A 15,838-nucleotide genomic window follows, 5' to 3' on the forward strand; every position below is an offset into this window, starting at 1 on the left:
CCATTTTTTAACACAATTTTACCTAAAACTAAAAAAGCAGCCGGTTCAAAAACGAACTTGCTGCTTAAATCGATAAAAATTATTCGCTTGCCTTTAAGCGAGAAGAGGCCTTGATGTTGAAACCAGGCACACCATTGAACCACTTCTTCATCAAGCGGGCGTAAGTCCCGTTTTTCCGGAGCACTTTCAAGGCCTGGTTGACCTCAGCCGTAAACTTGTCTTCCCCCTTCTTGATGCCGATCCCGTATGGTTCAACCGTAAAGGTGTTAGACAGCATCTTGAACTTGTCCTTGTCATTAGAAATCAAGCCGGCCAAAACGGCGTTGTCGCTGACCATGGCGTTAGCCTTGCCGGCCTTTAAGGCATTGTAGCAAGAGCCATAGTCGTCATAGAAGATAACCCGGGCCTTCGGGGCGTACTTGTGGACGTCGCTGTCAGCAGTTGATCCTTTAACGGCGGCAATGGAGTACTTGGAGTTGTTAAAGTCCTTGATGGAGTTCAGCTTGCTCTTTTTGGGCACGATCAAGGTTTCCCCGGCCATGAAGTAAGTATCAGAAAAATTGATGATCTTGCGCCGGTCGGGTGTGTTGGTCATGGTAGCCATGACGGCATCAACGTTGCCGATCTTTAAGTCCATGATCCGGGACTTTTCACTGATGTATTCAATTTTCATCTTGCCTTTAGGGCCAAGGATCTGCTTGGTAATGGCCCGGGCCAGGTCGACTTCAAAGCCGGTGGCCTTGCCGCTGTCCACGTCCATCATGCTGAACAGACGGGTGTCAGCCCGCATCCCCCAGGTAATGGTCTTTGTTTGCTTGACCCGGTCATAGCTGCTGCTAGATTGACTGTGTGAACAAGCTGTAAAAACTAATGATAACAGCAAGACCGCCATAAAGGCGGTCAGCTCCCTCAGTTTACGTGCCATTTTTCCTCCTTGGCAATAAACGCGGTTTAATTCCTTCTTGCTTAGTACTTGATGCGCTTGCTCAAGTAGTTGGCAAAACTGGACAAGGCAAAGCAGATGATAAAGTACATCACTGCCACGGCCAGATACATCGGAATCATGTAATTGGTGTTTTGGTTGTAAATAATTTCAGCGTGGTAAAGCAGTTCCGGCAAAACGATGATCGTGGCCAGAGAAGTATCCTTGATCAAGGACACGAACTGGGACAAAAGTGCCGGAATCATTTTGGTCAGGGCCTGGGGCAAAACCACGTGGGTCATGGCCTGCATATAGGTCATCCCGTTTGACCGGGCCCCTTCCATCTGGCCAGGATCGACGGCCATGATCCCTGAGCGGACAACTTCCGCGATCATGGCTGATTCAAAGACCACCATGGCAATTACTGAAGCCTGGAAGGCATCAACTCTGATCCCTATGACCGGCAGGCCAAAGTAGGAGAAGAAGATGATCAGCAAAAGCGGCAGGTTTCTGATAATGTCGATGATCACCCCGACCACTTTGGAAATCCGGGTGGTCTTGACGTCGATTCTGGTAAAGCGGATCAGACCCAGGGCCAGGCCGATCACAAAGCTCAGGATGATTGAAATCACTGAAACTTCGATCGTAACCCAGAAACCCTGCAGCAAAAAGCGGAGGTTGATCCAGGATAATGCTTCTGTAAGATTTTCCATTTATGTGCCTCCTAAACGCCCTTCTTTTCCAGATACTGCATATAGTAGCTGAGCGGCAGGGTCAAAACCAGGTAGAACAGGCCGACCAAGACATAACTTGGGATGGTCTGGAAAGTGTTGGATGCCACGATGTCCCCTTGATACATCAGGTCAAAGCCGGCCACGAAGGCCAGGATGCTGGAGTTCTTAATCAAGTTGACAAACTGGTTACCCAATGGCGGAATCACGATTCTGAAGGCCTGGGGCAGGATAACGTAGCGCATGGCCTGCCAGTAGGTCATCCCGTTTGACCGGGCCCCTTCCATCTGGCCGGTCCCGACGGACTGGATCCCGGAACGGACAGTTTCAGCGATGAAGGCTGATGAGTAGATGGACAAGCCGATTGTCCCTGCCTGGAAGCCAGTCAGCTTCAGCGGCGTGTAGGTTGGCAAAACCAGGTAAAAGACCATGGTGACAACCAGGAGGGGGATGTTCCGGAAGATTTCGACATAGACATTGGCAACCCCGCGCCAGAACTTGTTAGGCACGGTTTCCAAGATAGCAAAGCCGGACCCGATGATCAAACTGAAAAATAAGGAAATCAGACTGCAGAGAATCGTATTCCAAAAACCGAGCAAAAAGGTGGACCAGTTTGCTCCAAGTAAACTCAACATTAATATTCAGCCTCCTTAACACTGAATCCTGGGATGTTGCCAAACCATTTCTTGACAAGCTTGTGGTAGCTGCCGTCTGCCTTAGCTTCTTTCAAAGCCTTGTTGATAGCTTCCAGCATCTTGGTTTGCCCCTTTTCAACGGCGATCCCGTAAGGTTCAACGGCAACTGTGCCGCCAACCAGGTGCAGGCTCTTGTGCTGCTTGGCAATCCCAGCCAAAATCCCGTTGTCAGTGGCGACCGCGTCCCCTTGCCCGGCTAAGAGGGCATTACTGCAGGCACCGTAGTCATTGTACTGGCGGATCTTGGCCTTGGGGGCCAGGCGGGCAATATCGTCCGCGGCCGTTGTCCCCTTAACCACGATGACCACCCGGCCCTTGCGGTTTAAGTCCTTGATCGATTTGATTGGACTGCTGGTTTTGGTCATGAGGGATGTCCCCGCCTTGAAGTAAGGAGTGGAGAAGTCAACCGACTTCTTTCTCTCATTCGTAATGGTCATGGTGGCCAGAACCGCGTCCAGGTTGTTGTTCTTAAGCTGCGGGATCTTGGTTTGGGCCGTAACTTCAATGAATTTTGCCTTGCCGTCCTTGCCCAGGATCTCCTTGGTCAAAAGACGGGCCAGGTCGATTTCAAAACCTTCCAGCTTGTTGGTCTTGACGCTCTTGATCCCAAACAAAGTCGTATCAAATTTGACGCCCCAGGTAATCGTCTTGCTGCTCTTGACTTGGTTGTAGACACGCACTGAGTTGTCACTTTCAACAGCACAGGCAGAAAGTGAAACAGCGGTCAGCAGCAGAAAAAGCAGGGCGGCAACTTTGCGGAATAGTTTCGTGCGTTTCATGTAACCGCTCCCTTCCTTGTTGTTAGTGGTCAATTACCTTGCTGAGGAATTCCTGGGCCCGCAGGTTGCGCGGGTGTTCGAAGAAGTCCTTCGGGTTGTGGGAGTCTTCAAGGACCTGGCCCTGGTCAAAGAAGATGACCCGGTCGCTCACTTCTCTGGCAAAGCCCATTTCGTGGGTCACGACCACCATGGTCATCCCTTCAGCGGCGATGGATTGCATAACGTCCAAAACGTCCTGGATCATTTCCGGGTCAAGGGCACTGGTTGGTTCGTCAAACAAGAGCACCTTGGGCTTCATGGCCAAAGATCTGGCGATGGCTACCCGCTGCTTTTGCCCGCCGGACAGCTGTCTTGGGTAAGAGTCTTCCTTGTCCAAAAGGCCAACCTGCTTGAGCAGCTTTTCAGCGATTTCCCGGTTTTCCTTTTCGTCCCGGTGCAAAACGATTCTTGGGGCCAGCATGACATTTTCCAAAACGGTGTGGTTTTCGTAGAGGTTAAAGTGCTGGAAAACCATGCCGACGTCCCGGCGGATCTTGTTCAAGTCAGTCTTCTTGTCTCCCAGGTCATAGCCGTCCACGTCCAAGACGCCGGAAGAAATGCCTTCCAAGCCGTTCATGGTTCTGATCAAGGTACTCTTGCCCGCGCCAGAAGGGCCGATGATGGAAACGACTTCGCCTTCGTCAATGCTCAAGTTGACGTCTTTTAAGGCATGGTAGTTACCGTAGAACTTGTTGACTTTCTTGAATTCGATAATTGCTGCCATAGTGGTCCTCCTTATTTTTATTAATGCTTAATTAAATCACCGCCAGTTTGACTCAGTTTCCGCACTTTAAGGCTTGTTAATCAAGCAGAACTTCTTGCTGAAAAAAGTTCGATTATCGGTCGGCGGTCTGGCAAATATACCAGGACTTTTTCTTCTTTCAAGCTAGGAGCCGAATCATCTAAAAAAGAGTATTATTTTTCCTTTTCCAGAGCGGTTGTTTTTTATTTAAGTATGATTAATTTTTTATTAAATTTACCAGAAAACAGGCTTGCACGCAAGCATTTTGACAGTTCCGGTTCAGTTTTTTACTTTTTTTTAATAAAAAAGTAAAGGGCTGCCTTGTTTATCTTAACTAGCTGCCAGTTTTCGCTTCATTTTCTTTTGTTTCATTTGGGATATTCTTAATTATATTAGATCTTACCCAATTTAGCAACAACTGTTTCTGAATCAGGAACGCGAAACCGCTTTTCACGCGTAACTGCTTTTAAAGACTGATTTTTCACGCTTTGACTAGACCAGGCCCCGGCTGGCCTCTATAATTAATAACTAAAGGAGTTTTACAATGTCAAAAAAGCAACATCCCATCATTATTGGTATCGCCGGCGGCAGTGGGTCGGGGAAGACGACCATTGCCCACGAATTATATGACCAGTTCAAAAACGACCGGATCCGGATCATTACGGAAGACTCTTATTATAAGAACCACCCGGAAATGACCATGGCCGAAAGAAACAAAATTAATTTCGACCACCCGGATGCTTTTGATACTGAGCTCTTGATCAGCCAGCTGCAGGACCTGCTGAGCGGAAAGGCTATCGAGATGCCGATCTATGACTTCACCACCCACCTGCGCAGCCCGGAAACAGTCCACGTTGAGCCAGCTGATATCATCATCCTGGAAGGAATCCTGGTTCTGGCTTCAGAAGAACTGCGGAACTTGATGGACATCAAGATCTTCGTCGACACTGACGACGATATCCGCTTGATCCGCCGCCAGCGCCGGGACATGGCTGAACGGGGCCGGTCCTTTGACTCAATCATCGACCAGTACCTGGCCACGGTTAAGCCAAGCTACCACCAGTTTGTTGAGCCAAGCAAGCGCTACGCCAACATCATCGTGCCGGAAGGCGGGGCCAACGACGTCGCTTTGGACATGCTGACCACGAAAGTCCGCGACATCCTCCGCCGTAATGATTTAGCAGAAAAAGGGGAAGAATAATGGCTAAGCAGAAACCACTCGTCATTGGGATTGCCGGCGGGTCAGGCTCAGGCAAGACGACAGTCTCCAAGGAAATCAGCAAGCGCCTGCCAGCTGACCGGGTGCTCATTCTGACTGAAGATGCCTACTACAACGACAATTCAGCCCTCAGCATGGATGAACGCAAGAAGATCAACTACGACCACCCCAATGCCTACGACACTGATCTTTTGATTGAGCAGCTGCAGGACCTGCTGGACGGCACGGCAGTCGAAATGCCGACCTACAATTTCAACATTCTCTCCCGGGCCAAGGACACCATCCACGTTGAGCCCGCCGACATCATCATCCTAGAAGGGATCCTGGTTTTGGCTTCAGAAGAATTGCGGAAGTTCATGGACATCAAGCTTTTTGTCGATGCTGACGACGACATCCGCTTCATCCGCCGCTTGCAACGGGACACCCAGGAACGGGGCCGGTCAATTGACTGGATCATCTCCCAGTACCTGGCTACGGTTAAGCCAAGCTACAATCAGTTTGTCGAGCCAAGCAAGAAGTATGCTGACATCATCATCCCCCAGGGCGGGGAAAATCAGGTCGCCATCGACATGGTCTCTTCCAAGCTCTTGTCTATTATCAACGGCTAAGAGAGCGAAATAATATCAATATTTTGAAGTATACAAAAACGCGTGAACTTGCAGGTTCACGCGTTTTTTCTGGCAAATTTTAATTTTAGAGATTCAGGTAAGCAAAGGTATGCAGGCCAATCCAGGCAGTCAGCAGAATCAAGGCCAGCAAGAGGCCGACCGTGCTCCAGTAAGCCCGGTTCATCTTCTTTGGTCTGCTTAAAATTAAGTGCGTCATTTTGCTCCCCCCTTGAAAGATAATTAATAATGTTTTCCATCATACAACTTCAAGGAGGGCTTGTCACGCTTTTTGATTATTTTTATCAAAAAATGATAACTTTACGAAACTACTTGGCCATAACCCGGTCGAAAAGCTTGGTGATCAGCTTGACCAAAACCGCGTCAAAGACAACGGATGAGATCAAACCGGCAATGAACATTTCAATCAAGAGGGCCGGCTTGTAGGCGCTCCAGCCATAAGTAAAGTAGCACATTACAAAAGCAGCCACATGGCAGCAGATGGCCCCGATGATCAGGCTGCCCCAGCCGAAGCGGTCATAGTTTTCCTTCTTCGGGAAGAAACCGATTTCGTTGAAGGCCCCTTGCACCAGCCCTTGCAGGATGGTCATTGCCCCCCACTGACCGCCAAAGGCCATTTCAACCGTGGCGGCCAGGGTTTCACCGACAATCCCGGAGCCGAAGGTCGGCACGAAGTACATGGCCAAAGGAGCAGCCATGTACCAAAGGCCAGAATAGATTTCATCAGCCAGGGGTCCCAGGCCGACGAAGTTCAAGGCAAACTTGGTCGAGTTGTAAAGGGGGTTGAAGACGTAGGTGTAGATAACCCCCATGATAATCCCAATCAAAGCCATCAAGATAATGGCTTTCACATTCCACTTGCTCTCTCTTTTAAGCATAAAAAAACTCCTATCCAACAATTGCCGGCTAGGAGTTTGAAATCACGTTTAAGAAACACTTCCCTTGCGCAAGAATTACCTTGTTCAGGTTCAAAGGGTCGACTTTCGTCATCTCAGCTTTCGCTCCCCTAGTGGCATTTATTCAATTTTACTTAATCCAGTCTAGCATATCCTTAAAGCGTTAACAAGGCAAAAAGCTCCCTTAATTAATTAAAGCTTTTAAATGATTCCAGTTTTTCCTTATCGATATCTCTAATAATCGCCAAGGCCAGGTCAACAGCTGCCTTGTAATCCTTGTAGCTGCTGAAGCAGTACGGGGAGTGCTCATAGCGGACCGGAATCCCGATCACAATGGTCGGGGCCCCGTTTTCGTAGTAGATGGCCGCCCCGTCTTGCCCGCCACCAGTTCTGACTGACCGGGTGTAAGGAATCCCGTTTTGGTCAGCCAAGTCGCAGGCGTATTGCTGGAACTTGGGGTTTGGCAGGAAGGTGACGTCCATGTCCCGCAGCATCGGTCCCCGCTTAAGGCCGGTCTGAGACAGCCAGTCCGGTTCAAAAGTATCATCAGCCGGGCAGCTTTCCAGAACCAGGCAGAGGTCGGGCTTGATCTTGCGGGCCATGACATAGGCCCCCCGCAGGCCGACTTCTTCCTGGCTGGACAAGGCGGCAACCAAGTCAAAGTTGACTTCTTCATCCTTCAAGTTTTCGAGGATATCGGCCATGGCAGCGGCACCGAAGCGGTCGTCAAAGTCCTTGCCGAAGAAGAGTCCGGTCTTTTCATTGTATTCGCAGTCCACGTCGACGAAAATCGGGCAGCCGGTGTCGATCTTGTAGTCGTTGATCGTTTCTTCCCGGCTGGAAGAACCAACATCGATGGACAGATCAGCGACCTGCGGGACAGACTTTCTTTCCGCTTCCGACATGAAGTGAGGTGGCTTTAAGGCCACAACGCCGGGGATGTATTCCCCGTCCCGGTTTCTGACCTTGACCTTGAGGGCCGGCAGAACTACATTGTTCCAGCCGCCCAGGGTCACGAACTTGATCAAGCCATTTGGCCGGATAGCCTGGGTCAAGAAACCAACGGCGTCTGAGTGGGCGTCCAGCTGGATCACCGGCCGCTTGCCGGTGTTCTGCTTCTTGGAAGCGTAGACGTTCAGCATCCCGTCGACTTCAAGGTCGGCATAGTCCTTGACCGTCTTAGTAAAAAGGTTAACGAATTCATTTTCAAAGCCAGAAGTGGCGTTGGCATTTGAAAAATCCTTCAGCATTTGAATTTCAGCAGCTTTTTCCATTAATAATCTCCAATTAATCCAGCAGGTCGTACTTCAGCTTCATCAAGGTGTGACCGTCCTTGACCATTTCCCCGGTCAAGGCCACCGTCTGCTTGTAAGTCAAGTCAGCCATCTTCTGGTTGGCTTCTTCCAGCTTCTCTTGCAAGTCGCGGCCGGTCAAGCCCTTAACGGCGCGGTCAGTTTCGTTTTCGATCTGGCGCAGTTTAGCCATGGTCTTTTCTTCAAAAGCCTGCTCCAGAGCGCTGTAGACCTTGTAGTTGGTGTCACCGAGCTGGGCATTCAGCTTGTTGAGCCAGTAGATCTTGGTCAAGTCAAAGTCCGGACCGGTTTGGAAGCTGGCTGGAGTAGTCGTGACATTGGTGTAGAAAGGCACGAAGCAGTTAAAAGTGTTCGGGCCAAAGGCCAGCCATTGCACGCCGGCGATACCTTCTTCAACATCATTTCTGATCTGCAGGATGTGGGTTTCAAAGTTCCGGTTGATCCCGATCGGACGGAAGAGCTTCTTTTCAGCTTCTGTGTTAGTGGTGCTGTAGACATCGTACTTGGTGTCCTGGTAGTGGGAGCTTTCCAGGAACTTGATGTCTTCCGGGCTGATCTTCTTCTTGGCGTAAGTGATGAAAGGCTGCTCCTGGTCCCCTGGCTCGCCTTCCCATTCAGGGTCGAAGTAGCGGTGGATGTACCAGGCCCGCGGGTTGTTGTAGTGGGCGTCCTTGATCGTGGATGAGCCAAAGATGTGACGCAAGTTGTAGCCTTGGTAGTCCGGGTTCAAGTGGTATTCATTGATGATGTCCAGCAAGTCACTTGAGCACATGAAGTTTTCTTCGTCGTTAAAGTCGAAGAAGTCGATGTTCAAGCGGTTTGGCGCTGCCACGTAGGCATCGTCCGGAATCCGGCGGGCAGCCCAGTGGTGGCCGCCGATGGTTTCGATGTACCAGACTTCGTCATGGTCGGCAAAGGCTGACCCGTTCATTTCGTAGGTCCCGTACTTTTCCACCAGGTAGCCCAGGCGCTTAACCCCTTCTCTGGCTGAGTGGATGTATGGCAAAGTCAAAGTGACAAAGTCTTCTTCACCCAGCCCGCCCTTTTCAACTAGGGGGTCAATCCCTTGGATCCGGCTGTTGGTAGTGATGGTTTCCGTGGCCGTCATGGCTACCGTTGCGTCGTTAATGCCGGCAGCGGCCCAGATGCCGCGCTTGCCGGAAGCATCTGGAGCGCTGGTGTAGCGCATAGGATTTGGCAGCAGGTCTTCATCATCAATTTCCTGGCCGCTGATCACAGCCTTGTAGTGCTTTGGCTGCTCTTCCGGGTTAACCGCGATAAAGGCTTCAGGGACAATGGTGCTGCCGCCGTCTTCACTGCGGGCAATCATCGTGGAGCCATCAATGGTGGCGTCCTTGCCGACTAAAATGGTCGTGCATTCTGCTGGCTTTTGCATAAGTCCTCCTCTAATAATCTAAAACTAATTGTCTGCTTTCTTACTATTATTCTAGCTGAAAAAACGCCTTTTGCTAGCTATTGCTACCGGTAAAGGGCATAGAGGCGCTGGCTCAAATCGGCGCCAGCCGGGGCACTGTTTTCAAACAGGATCTTGCCAGGCTGGCTGCTTTCATTCAGTTCGTCCCGGCTGGCCAGTTGCCGCTTGACTTCAGCAGCGGCCCCGAAGGCTCCGTCATAGACCTTGGCCTGGGGGCCTAAGATCTTCTGGATGGCCTGCTTGGCAAAAGGAAAGTGGGTGCAGCCCAGGACTACCCCGGCAGCCTTGCCGGCATATGGGGCCAGTAAGTCTTCCAGGTACTGGTAAATGGCCGGGCTGTCAGTTTGCCCTTCTTCGATCAATTCGACCAGTTTTGGGGCTGGCACCTTGACCACTTGGCCAGGTTCAGCACATTCGGCGACCAGCTGGTTGAACTTTTCCTGCTCCAGGGTCAAAGGGGTAGCCATGGCAACTATCTGCTGGCCGGGATTTTCTTCAGCTGCCGGCTTGACGGCCGGTTCGATCCCGATGATCGGCAGGGAGTATTCCTGGCGCAGGCGGTCAGCCGCCGCGCTGGTTGCCGTGTTGCAGGCAATCATGACGGCCTTGACCTGGTGCTTGTCAATCAGTTCATCAACTACCCGCTTGGCCAGCTGGTAGACTTCTTCCTTGCTCTTTACCCCGTAAGGAGCATTGGCGGAGTCGCCATAGAAGACATAGTCTTCGTTTGGCATCAGATCAACCAGACGGCTGAGGACCGTTAAGCCCCCTTGGCCGGAATCAAAAACGCCGATTGGCCGATCAGCATATTCTTTTGACATATTTTTGCCTCCTCTAGCTATTAATTTTGAACTTTTTACCCGCTTTCTTCAATCGATACGCCACTTTATTTTTCCTGCAAGCCGGACTTTCTTGATTTTTTCTTTAGTTTTTTGCCGGAAAAACCGTCCGGCTTGCTTTTTTTAGGGGCTATGTTATTGTTATATCTAAACCCTGGATATCACGTTGATTACTGGAATAAAACCGCAATCTAGGAATAATTATGTACACAGTTTTTTTAGTTTTTAGAAAGAGCAAAAGAAATTATGTTTAACGTTTCGCCTGAACAAGAGCGCCGCCACATCGTTGACGACTCAGCGCTCAATGGCTTTTTAACGAAAATGTATTCCATCATGGGCCTGGCGGTTCTGGTCTCAGCCTTGACCGCCTACCTGACCTTGACGGTCTTCTCTGGCAGCTTGCTGCCGCTACTCACCAACCGGGTCTTCCTCTGGATCCTGCTGTTACTGCCTTTGATCTTGAGCGTGGGCATCAGCTTTAAGGCTACCCGCAAGCCAACGACGGCCTTCTTCATGTTGATGGCTATCGCGGTTATCTACGGGCTGGAATTCTCTCTTTTGGCCTTTGCCTACACGGGCGCCCAAATCGGCGGGGCCTTCATCTCGGCTTCAGCCGTCTTCATCGGTATGGCAGCTTACGGCAGCGTGACTAAGAAGAACCTGGACACCATCGGAGCTTACGCTTCAGCTGCCATCTGGGGCTTGATCGTGGCCAGCCTGGTCAACATCTTCTTAAAGAGCACGCCAGCCAGCTTCATCTTCTCCATCATCGGGGTCATCATCTTCACGATCTTGACTGCCTGGGATGCCCAGAAGATGAAGACCATCTACGCTAACTACGGCGACCAGCTGCCAGAACTTGGCCTGGCTGTTAACGGGGCTTTGATGCTGTACCTGGACTTCATCAACCTCTTCCTGCAATTCCTGCAGATCTTCGGGATCGCTGACAACGACAACTAAAATTTAAGATTTATTTTTTGAAAAGGCTCTCTTCCTATTAGAGAGCTTTTTTTCTTGACTATTTTTCCTGCAAGAGTAAGGTAAAAGATATGTAAAGTATTTATTAGTAATTGTAAAGAAGGTCTTAGAGTGCAAAAGAAACCGGTATGGAAAAGAAATCTGCAAGTTTCAACGGTCAGCGTCTTTTTGGCGGGGATTGCCTTTTCAGAAGTTACCCCCTTTTTATCCCTGTACATTGACAGTTTGGGCAAGTTCAGTCACCAACAGCTCAGCTTTTGGTCCGGGATCGTCTTTTCAGCGGTTTTCGTGGTTGCCGCGCTAGTATCGCCGATCTGGGGCAAGCTGGCTGACAAAAAGGGCCGTAAACCGATGATTCTGCGGGCTTCTTTGGGGATGGCGGTTGTCTTTACCTGCATGGGCCTGGCCCAGAATGTCTGGCAGCTGCTGTTCTTGAGAGGGATGCAGGGGGTTTTTGCCGGCTTTATCTCCAATTCCAACGCTCTAATCGCGGCAGAAACGCCAAAAAACAAGGCGGGCAAGGCCTTAGGGATCATGAGCTCAGCCACGACCGGGGGACAATTGCTAGGGCCATTTGCCGGCGGAGCACTCTCCCAAGCTTTTAGCTACCGAGTAACCTTCTTTATCACCGGTGCCCTACTCTTTGCCTGCTTTGTTTTATCGATTCTTTTTATCCATGAAGACGACTTCGTACCGCTCAAAAGCGAGGAGCGGGGCAATTTCAAGGACACTATCAAGCAGTTTAAGAGCGGCCAGCTGATTGTGGGCCTGCTGCTGACGACCTTGATCATTCAAGCAGCCAACAACTCCATCAACCCGATTGTTTCTTTGTATGTCAGAAGCTTGATGCACGATTCAGGGCAGGTTGTCTTTGCCAGCGGGATAATCGCGGCTTTGCCGGGGATTGCTACGGTGGCCGCGGCTTCTTACTTTGGCGGTTTAGGTGACCGGATCGGGACCCACAAGATCATCTTAGGCGGCTTAATTGGTTCGATCATCCTCTTCTTCTTGACGGCTTTTGTCCGCAACACGATTGAACTTGGTGTCTGCCGCTTCTTGATTGGTTTTACCGACGCCTGCCTCTTCCCGCAGGTGCAGACCATGTTGACCAAGCACAGCCCGAAACAATTGACCAGCCGGGTCTTCAGCTGGAACCAAAGCGCCATGTACGTCGGCAACATTTTCGGGCCGCTTTTGGGTTCAACAGTTTCCGCCCACCTCGGCTACAGCGCCGTCTTCCTGGTAACCAGCGGGATCGTCGTGATCAACCTGCTTCTTTACCGAACCAACATTTTGAAAAATATTGCCTAGTGCAGGCGCAAAAAAAGCTCCAAGATTCATTCTTGGGGCTTTTTGCTTGGGGATTATTCTTGACTATCTTAAAGAGCAAGCGCTTCTTTGTCTGTGTTTTTGCCCTAATTAATTCATTTTTTTACCAAAATAAGGATGTCCTTAAGTGAAAATAACAAATTTTAACAAAATCTATGCGTTTGCTCAAAAAAATTCTTCGCATTATACTGAAGGAAAAATATTCTTTGAGAATCGAGGTGTTCTTTTGAAAGTCATTACCAAAATTTTGCAAGCTGTCAGCTTTCTGCTCAGCCTCTTTCTTCTTTGGGCCGGCCTAGCCAGTTTAATTGACGTCTGCAACTCTGCCAGATTAATGGGCTGGTCCTCTTTTATCCCTTCAATTGTCGCCGGCCTGGTCTTCATCGTCATGCTCATCTGCGAAGCCTGGCTCAGCCTGCGAATAAACAAGCTGGACGACCGGGGAATCTTCTTCTTCCTGGCCGCCCTCCTGCTTTTAACAGCTGGCGAAATGGTCGCCCCTGTTGCTTTAGGCTCTGGCTTTCTCTGGCTGAACCTCTTGCAGCTTTTGCTGATCCTTCTGGCCCGTTTTGCCATCGATTTTCATGAATAGTGGCCAAAAATTACACATACCAAAAATGGTGAAACTCATTCGCGGTCTTTATTTCCCTTATAGTCTACGTCTTTGCCTTAAAAGGTCACCGGTCAGCACTTGACGATGAAGTATAAGGCGAATGCAAAAAAGCTTATCCTCCACGGATAAGCTTTTTTGTCTGCATATAAATATTGCTTCTAGTAAATCTTCGCCACTTGTTCCTGAACAGTCGGGTGGGCCAGGAAATCGTCGTAGCTGATGTCGGCCCGGGCCACCACACCCTTTGGACCAACTTCAATAATGTGGTTGGCAATGGTCTGGATAAACTCGTGGTCGTGGGAAGTAAAGAGAATTGAGCCAGGGTAATTTTCCATGGCTTCGTTCAAGGCGGTGATGGATTCCAGGTCCAAGTGGTTGGTTGGATCGTCCATGACCAGCACGTTGGCTGCTTCCAGCATCATTCTGGACAGCTGGCAGCGGACCTTTTCACCCCCGGACAGGACCTTGATCTGCTTGTTGATCTCGTCGCCACTAAAGAGCATTCTGCCCAAGAAGCCCCGCAAGAAGGTGTTGTCGTCATGTTCCTTGTCAGCGTATTGGCGCAGCCAGTCAAGGATGGTCAATTCATCATTGTCGAAGTTGGCGTTAAGGTCTCTGGACATGTAGTTAAAGGAAGTCGTCTGCCCCCAAGTAACAGTCCCGGAGTCTGGTTCCAGGCGGCCGGCGATGATTTCCATCAAGGCTGTGGTTGCCCGGGTGTTTCTGGACAAGAAGGCCACCTTGTCACCTGGCCGGATGATAAAGGACACATTGTCCAAAAGCTGCTCATCACCGGACTTGTAGGACACATTGTCCACTCTCAACAAGTCATTTCCCAAGTCCCGGTTCATCTCAAACTTGATGTAGGGGTACTTGCGGCTAGATGGCTTGATGTCGTCCAAGCTGATCTTGTCCAGCTGCTTCTTTCTGGAAGTAGCCTGCTTGGACTTGGAAGCGTTGGCTGAGAAACGGGCGATGAATTCCTGCAGCTGCTTGATCTGTTCTTCCTTCTTGGCATTTTGCTGGCGGGCCAGTTCCGTAGCCAGCTTACTTGATTCGTACCAGAAGTCGTAGTTGCCGACGTAGAGCTTGATTTGCCCGCGGTCAACGTCACACATCTGGGTGCAGACCTGGTTCAAGAAGTGACGGTCGTGGGAAACGACCAGGACGATGTTTTCGTAGTCAGCCAGGAAGTTTTCCAGCCAGGCCGTGGTATGCACGTCCAGACCGTTGGTCGGTTCGTCCAAAAGAAGGATGTCCGGGTTGCCAAAAAGGGCCTGGGCCAAAAGGACCTTAACCTTGTCGCTTTCCGCCAGCTCGCTCATCTGCTTTTGGTGCATGTCTTCCGGAATGCTCATGGACTGGAGAAGCTGGGCAGCATCGGCTTCCGCGTTCCAGCCGTCCAGTTCCGCAAATTCCGTTTCCAGTTCAGCCGCCTTGACCCCGTCTTCTTCACTGAAATCAGCCTTGGCGTAAAGGGCGTCACGCTCCTTCATGACCCGGTAGAGCTTTTGGTGGCCTTGAATCACAGTTTCCATAACGGAAAAATCTTCAAAGGCAAAGTGGTCCTGGTTCAGGCTGGACATTCTTTCGTTAGGGCCCATGCTGATTGAGCCCGTGGTCGGTTCCATTTTTCCTTCCAGCAGCTTTAAGAAAGTCGACTTGCCGGCCCCGTTGGCCCCAATGATGCCGTAGCAGTTGCCCGGCGTGAACTTAAGGTTGACGTCGCTGTAAAGGGTGCGACTGCCGATTTGCAAACTTAAATCTGTTACTGTGATCAATAGATTTTCCTCTGTTTCTTAAATTTTCTACTGCAATTATGACTAAATCAGTATAACAGGTTTAGCCTTTTCCCACCAAGCTTTTCACCTATTTTCTCCCCCTTTTTTAAAGTTCTTTCTTTTTAAGAAAAAATTAGCTTATAATCTTTTAATAAGAACTTATTGATAGGAGCATGCTTATGGCATTTTTCATCTCACTGGAGCAGATTTGCATCATGTTCATCCTCATGGCCATCGGCTTCCTCTGCCGGAAAAAGGGCATGATCCATGAAGAAACCAGCAAGGACTTGACTGCCATCCTAGTCTACATCGTCGTCCCCTGCCTGATCATCAACGCCTTTGAGCGCCCGGCCAGCGCCAGCTTAATCAAGGACTTCGGCTTGACCTTCCTGGCGGGCTCTCTCAACTACCTCTTCCCCATCGCCTTCAGCAGCCTTTTGCTCCGCCTGCCCCGTTTAAAAAACGACCCGGACAAGCAGCTGCTATAGTTCTCCCTTAAGCAAAAAGGCTACTTTTTGTCAAGAAGATGATATGACCCCCGAAATTAGGACACTAATTTCGGGGGTTATTTTCATTACTAAATACACTAAAGAAATCAAACTTGCTATCTACCACGAATGGGTAGACGATCACAGAAGAGGCACCTACCTTAGGCGGAAGTATGGGATGGGGCGTGGAGAAATCCGATATTTGGTGGACTTGATTCAAAAACATGGTGAAGATATTCTGGATCGCCCTCAACAGAAATATACTGCTGATTTCAAGCTTGCTGCCATTGATAGAGTTCTGCTAGGCGGTGAAGCACTTAGCCAGGTTTCTCTAGACTTAGGGCTTACAAATACAGGCATTCTTGCAAATTGGCTTCGCTCTTTTAAAGAAAACGGGTATACTGTCATTACCA

At 49.9% G+C, this 15,838-nt stretch carries 18 protein-coding genes and 1 riboswitch; of the genes, 7 read left to right on the forward strand and 11 right to left on the reverse strand.

The genetic code is table 11. The features are described from left to right. Window positions 1–79: 79 nt before the first annotated feature. The 5 genes from Q0J41_RS03120 to Q0J41_RS03140 are packed head-to-tail and all read right to left on the reverse strand — an operon-like array spanning window position 80 to window position 3,890. Window positions 80–925, reverse strand: a complete 846-nt coding sequence (locus Q0J41_RS03120) for a transporter substrate-binding domain-containing protein (RefSeq protein WP_296225982.1) — start codon at window positions 923–925, stop codon at window positions 80–82. A 41-nt stretch (window positions 926–966) separates the two neighbouring features. Then, entirely contained in the window at window positions 967–1,635 is a 669-nt protein-coding gene (locus tag Q0J41_RS03125) for an amino acid ABC transporter permease (RefSeq protein WP_296225983.1), read from the reverse strand. A gap of 11 nt (window positions 1,636–1,646) precedes the next feature. Next, on the reverse strand, window positions 1,647–2,288 hold the full coding sequence (locus Q0J41_RS03130; RefSeq protein WP_296225986.1) for an amino acid ABC transporter permease: 642 nt from the start codon (window positions 2,286–2,288) through the stop codon (window positions 1,647–1,649). Beyond that, a complete protein-coding gene (locus Q0J41_RS03135; RefSeq protein WP_296225989.1) occupies window positions 2,288–3,127 on the reverse strand; it encodes a transporter substrate-binding domain-containing protein in 840 nt (279 codons plus the stop codon). Before Q0J41_RS03135 ends, Q0J41_RS03130 begins: the two co-directional genes overlap by 1 nt. A gap of 22 nt (window positions 3,128–3,149) precedes the next feature. After that, window positions 3,150–3,890 (reverse strand): amino acid ABC transporter ATP-binding protein, encoded by a 741-nt coding sequence (locus Q0J41_RS03140; RefSeq protein WP_296225993.1) that lies wholly within the window; start codon window positions 3,888–3,890, stop codon window positions 3,150–3,152. Window positions 3,891–4,452: 562 nt separating this feature from the next. On the opposite strand from Q0J41_RS03140, the gene udk (Q0J41_RS03145) reads away from it, so the two are divergent. Beyond that, window positions 4,453–5,109, forward strand: coding sequence for a uridine kinase (gene udk / locus Q0J41_RS03145; protein ID WP_296225996.1), 657 nt, complete (start codon window positions 4,453–4,455; stop codon window positions 5,107–5,109). Then, entirely contained in the window at window positions 5,109–5,735 is a 627-nt protein-coding gene (udk, locus tag Q0J41_RS03150; RefSeq protein WP_296225998.1) for a uridine kinase, read from the forward strand. The genes udk (Q0J41_RS03145) and udk (Q0J41_RS03150) overlap by 1 nt, the downstream gene beginning before the upstream one ends. Window positions 5,736–5,820: 85 nt before the next feature. Here the strand turns inward: udk (Q0J41_RS03150) and Q0J41_RS03155 are convergent, their stop codons facing one another. The 5 genes from Q0J41_RS03155 to murI all read right to left on the reverse strand — a co-directional run bounded on the left by Q0J41_RS03155 (window position 5,821) and on the right by murI (window position 10,218). Further along, entirely contained in the window at window positions 5,821–5,952 is a 132-nt protein-coding gene (locus Q0J41_RS03155; protein ID WP_296226001.1) for a hypothetical protein, read from the reverse strand. Between the two features lie 109 nt (window positions 5,953–6,061). Next, entirely contained in the window at window positions 6,062–6,631 is a 570-nt protein-coding gene (locus Q0J41_RS03160; RefSeq protein ID WP_296226003.1) for an ECF transporter S component, read from the reverse strand. Window positions 6,632–6,674: 43 nt separating this feature from the next. Continuing rightward, window positions 6,675–6,771, reverse strand: a riboswitch (TPP riboswitch). Window positions 6,772–6,837: 66 nt separating this feature from the next. Continuing rightward, complete coding sequence (locus Q0J41_RS03165; RefSeq protein ID WP_296226005.1) at window positions 6,838–7,923, reverse strand: M42 family peptidase; 1,086 nt, start codon at window positions 7,921–7,923, stop codon at window positions 6,838–6,840. Between the two features lie 13 nt (window positions 7,924–7,936). Then, window positions 7,937–9,358 (reverse strand): C69 family dipeptidase, encoded by a 1,422-nt coding sequence (locus Q0J41_RS03170; protein ID WP_296226007.1) that lies wholly within the window; start codon window positions 9,356–9,358, stop codon window positions 7,937–7,939. Between the two features lie 83 nt (window positions 9,359–9,441). Beyond that, entirely contained in the window at window positions 9,442–10,218 is a 777-nt protein-coding gene (murI, locus tag Q0J41_RS03175) for a glutamate racemase (RefSeq protein ID WP_296226009.1), read from the reverse strand. Window positions 10,219–10,482: 264 nt separating this feature from the next. Here murI and Q0J41_RS03180 point away from each other — a divergent pair, with 264 nt between their 5' ends. The 3 genes from Q0J41_RS03180 (at window position 10,483) to Q0J41_RS03190 (ending at window position 13,135) form a co-directional block, all read left to right on the forward strand. Beyond that, window positions 10,483–11,196, forward strand: a complete 714-nt coding sequence (locus Q0J41_RS03180) for a Bax inhibitor-1/YccA family protein (RefSeq protein ID WP_296226011.1) — start codon at window positions 10,483–10,485, stop codon at window positions 11,194–11,196. A gap of 129 nt (window positions 11,197–11,325) precedes the next feature. After that, window positions 11,326–12,525 (forward strand): MFS transporter, encoded by a 1,200-nt coding sequence (locus Q0J41_RS03185; RefSeq protein ID WP_296226013.1) that lies wholly within the window; start codon window positions 11,326–11,328, stop codon window positions 12,523–12,525. Window positions 12,526–12,769: 244 nt separating this feature from the next. Further along, entirely contained in the window at window positions 12,770–13,135 is a 366-nt protein-coding gene (locus Q0J41_RS03190) for a hypothetical protein (RefSeq protein WP_296226016.1), read from the forward strand. A 179-nt stretch (window positions 13,136–13,314) separates the two neighbouring features. Here the strand turns inward: Q0J41_RS03190 and Q0J41_RS03195 are convergent, their stop codons facing one another. Beyond that, on the reverse strand, window positions 13,315–14,937 hold the full coding sequence (locus Q0J41_RS03195; RefSeq protein WP_296226018.1) for an ATP-binding cassette domain-containing protein: 1,623 nt from the start codon (window positions 14,935–14,937) through the stop codon (window positions 13,315–13,317). Window positions 14,938–15,116: 179 nt separating this feature from the next. Here Q0J41_RS03195 and Q0J41_RS03200 point away from each other — a divergent pair, with 179 nt between their 5' ends. Together Q0J41_RS03200 and Q0J41_RS03205 are read left to right on the forward strand one after the other, a co-directional pair. Next, a complete protein-coding gene (locus Q0J41_RS03200; RefSeq protein ID WP_296226020.1) occupies window positions 15,117–15,425 on the forward strand; it encodes an AEC family transporter in 309 nt (102 codons plus the stop codon). An 85-nt stretch (window positions 15,426–15,510) separates the two neighbouring features. Beyond that, a partial coding sequence (locus Q0J41_RS03205) for a transposase (protein WP_296226031.1) occupies window positions 15,511–15,838 on the forward strand: 328 nt, incomplete at its 3' end.

Origin of the sequence: uncultured Lactobacillus sp., from assembly GCF_944327175.1 — a bacterium.
Lineage (GTDB): Bacteria > Bacillota > Bacilli > Lactobacillales > Lactobacillaceae > Lactobacillus.